4 protein-coding genes are annotated in these 2,844 nt (G+C 66.7%); all 4 read right to left on the bottom strand.

Annotated elements, in window-relative coordinates:
• Positions 1-39: 39 nt before the first annotated feature.
• The 4 genes from sctI to sctE are packed head-to-tail and all read right to left on the bottom strand — an operon-like array spanning position 40 to position 2,660.
• Positions 40-483, bottom strand: a complete 444-nt coding sequence (gene sctI / locus AC6LJ5_RS30220; protein ID WP_498142440.1) for a type III secretion system inner rod subunit SctI — start codon at positions 481-483, stop codon at positions 40-42.
• A gap of 18 nt (positions 484-501) precedes the next feature.
• Positions 502-915: a hypothetical protein gene (locus AC6LJ5_RS30215; protein ID WP_498142439.1), complete on the bottom strand. Its 414-nt coding sequence runs from the start codon at positions 913-915 to the stop codon at positions 502-504.
• A 4-nt stretch (positions 916-919) separates the two neighbouring features.
• The gene (locus tag AC6LJ5_RS30210; protein WP_498142438.1) at positions 920-1,405 is read right to left on the bottom strand and encodes a SycD/LcrH family type III secretion system chaperone; all 486 of its coding nucleotides are present in this window, start codon (positions 1,403-1,405) and stop codon (positions 920-922) included.
• A gap of 28 nt (positions 1,406-1,433) precedes the next feature.
• Complete coding sequence (gene sctE / locus AC6LJ5_RS30205) at positions 1,434-2,660, bottom strand: type III secretion system translocon subunit SseC family protein (RefSeq protein ID WP_498142437.1); 1,227 nt, start codon at positions 2,658-2,660, stop codon at positions 1,434-1,436.
• Positions 2,661-2,844: the final 184 nt, after the last annotated feature.

Genomic DNA, 2,844 nt, shown 5'->3' with positions numbered 1-2,844 from the left:
GCGCGCCCGCTCTTTGGAGTTCATGCGGGTACAGGCTCATCAGTTCATCCTGACCAGGGTGTCCAGGTTCTGCGTGCTCCGGGTCACCGCCTTGCCCACGACTTCGTACTGTACCGACAGCTGCAGCATGTCGGCCTGCAGGCGCAGCAGATTGCCCAGCTCCGGCTGCTCGGCCACCGCGTCCAGCCTAGCGGCCATGCCGGTCCATTTGTCCGAGAATCCGGCAACGCCCGAGCGCAGCCCGTTCAGGATCTGGCTGCCCAGCGTCGGCGTCGCATCGGTCGCGACCAGCGTTCTTTCCAGGAACGAGGCCGGCGCGGCATCCACGGCCGGCGTCCTGGCATCGTCACCCAGGCCAGACCCGAAGACAGCGGCGAACTGCTCCATGGCGCGCACCGAGGCCGGCGACCGCGCCGGCCCGACCTGCGTCGCGCCCGTCACGCCCGTCGCCGCGAGCGCCTGTCCCACAATTCCGATTTCCATGCCCGCTCCCTGTTCCTGTCAACCCAGGCCCAGCAGCCCTTCGGCCAGCTCGGCGGCCCGGGTGCCATTCCCCGCGACGCGGCGCAGCAGCTTCACGCTCTCCGCCCGCCGCCCGGCCAGCTGCAGGGCCACCCCGCGCCATACGTCGAGCAGCCCCGCTTCCTCTTCATCCATCGTCTCGGCCTCCCGCTCCAGCGCGCGCACGGCGGCCTCGGCCTTGCCCGCGTTCATCAAGGCCACGGCCAGGCCGATCCGGGGATAGGCCCGGTCAGGCCTGAACAGCCGCAGCGCCTTGAAGATCGGCTCGGCATTGACCATATCGCCCATCGCGGCCGCCAGAAAACCCACCTCGGTCAGCAGGTGTGCCGCGTCGGCGGCGAGCGCGACGCCCTGCGCGCGTTCCCGCGCCTTCAGTCCGAACAGCTGCTCCATCGCCTCACGCCGTCGCGGCCATGCTGCCCGTCAGCTTCATCAGGGCCTGCGCGCGTTGGCAAAGGGTGTCATGCGAGGCATCGCCCTGCGCGCGTCGCAGGACGGCGGCCAGGGTGTCACGGGCCTGCTCCACCCTGCCGGCGGAAATCTGGCATTCGGCCATGTGCAGCGCCGAATCCGGTGACGCCGGGAACAGCAGATCGTTCAGGCCGTAGATGGATTCCGCTTCTTCATGGCGGCCGATCATGTTCAGGCACAGCGCCATGCCAGCCCAGTAGTGCTTGCGGGTCGGCCCGTACTGCGCCAGGAACGAGAAGATGGGCAGGGCCTGCCGGTACTGCTTCTGCACCACGTGGGCATAGGCCATGCCGTAGATCACTTCCAGCTGCTCGCCGCTGAACCGCTGGGAAGACGGCAGGCCCGCAAGCGATTGGTACACATGGGCCCCGAACTCTCCCCGGGTCTGCTCTTCCCTGTCATCCTGATTCATGCTGTTCTCCCTTGTTTTCTCGCAGCGCTCAGATCGGCTGGCGCTTGCTGATGTTGGCCGTGACCTGCACCATGCTGTCGGCGCCGTCCTTCAGCATCTGCGAGACGAGCTGCACGGCCTCGTCCATTGCTTCCAAGACCTTCTTCAGCCCTTCCATGCCTTGTTCCAGGCGGTTCTGCAGTTCGAGACAGATGGCCTGCAGCTTCTGCTGCTCGGCCCTGGCGTACTCGGCGTCGTGCTGCAGGTCCGCCACCTTGAGATCGTTGGCGCCCTTGGCGATGCCCATCGATCCCTGGATGATGGCGGAGCTGGCGCCGATGATGGTGGTGGCGATCTTGGCCGCCGTGCCCGCGGTCGAGGCGCCGCCCGTCAGGATGCCGCTGACGATGCCCACGGTCAGGGCCGTGGCGATGGTCACGATCATGGCCGCCAGCGCGGCCTGGTTGGCGTCGGCGCCCGCCAGCTCGGCGATGCCCAGCGCCATGGCGCCCAGCATGCTCGGGTCGACCACCAGGACAACCGGGAACATGATGGCCACCGCGCCGGCCGCGATCTTGCCGATGCGCTCGGCCGTCTCGGCATCGACGCCGCAGGCTTCCAGCGTCTTGGCCACCATGGTGGTGACCATATTCGTCAGGCTGATTTCCGGACCGCCGCATTCGCGGGAGATCTGGTCCGCCAGCGCCATGCTCGAACCGATCAGGGCCAGGGTGGCCAGCGCGATCATGGGGGCTCCCAGGCCCCCGGTCAGCCCCGTCAAGCCCGTGGCCACGACCAGGAACAGCGCCGAGGCCACGACGGCGACGATCTTGCCGATCCAGCCGAAGATCTTGCTGACCGCGCTCTGATGCTTGGCTTCCTGGCACTTCTCGATCCACTCTTCGATCTTCTTGTTCTGCGTGGCGCTGTTCTGCTCCTTTTTCGTCAGGTCGTTCTGGATGCCTTCCTTCGCGGTCTGCGACTGGACTTCCTGGTTCTTGCTCTGTATCACGCGCAGCAGATCCACCATGTCATTCATGGAAAACGACTTGACGAATCCAAGCGCCGGCGCGCCGTTGGCGTTGAACACGCCATCCCCGCCGGCGCCCTCTTTCAATTCCTTGGCGATCAGCCGGACCAGATCCTCGCCCGACATCTCCTCGGCGCCCAACGGGACCGGGCCTGTCCTGCCCGCTCCCGTGGCCTCGGCGGCGGAACCGTCCGTCCATGCCGGAACAGCGGCCGGATTCGAATTTGCAACGCTGGTGGTCTGCATGATGGCTGTCTCGTCCGTGATGATGGCTGGCGCGCTCAGATGTTGCGCGCGATGCGGCTGTTGGTCTCGATCCTCGACAGCTGGATGGCGCTGAGCTTGTCGCGCAGGTCGCGCATGATGTCGTCCTTGCCCTTCATGTCGTCGCGCGCAACATCTGCGCGCGCCAGCCATCATCACGGACGAG

It is taken from the genome of Achromobacter sp. 1011791174 (assembly GCF_059760925.1).
The sequence above is the reverse complement of the archived record's forward strand: the minus strand, read 5'-3'. Positions and strand labels throughout refer to the sequence as shown.

Excerpts from the sequence above, each read along its gene's own strand:
- sctI (WP_498142440.1), bottom strand. The coding sequence starts at position 483 with ATGGAAATCGGAATTGTGGGACAGGCGCTCGCGGCGACGGGCGTGACG.
- AC6LJ5_RS30215 (WP_498142439.1), bottom strand. The coding sequence starts at position 915 with ATGGAGCAGCTGTTCGGACTGAAGGCGCGGGAACGCGCGCAGGGCGTC.
- AC6LJ5_RS30210 (WP_498142438.1), bottom strand. The coding sequence starts at position 1,405 with ATGAATCAGGATGACAGGGAAGAGCAGACCCGGGGAGAGTTCGGGGCC.
- sctE (WP_498142437.1), bottom strand. The coding sequence starts at position 2,660 with ATGCAGACCACCAGCGTTGCAAATTCGAATCCGGCCGCTGTTCCGGCA.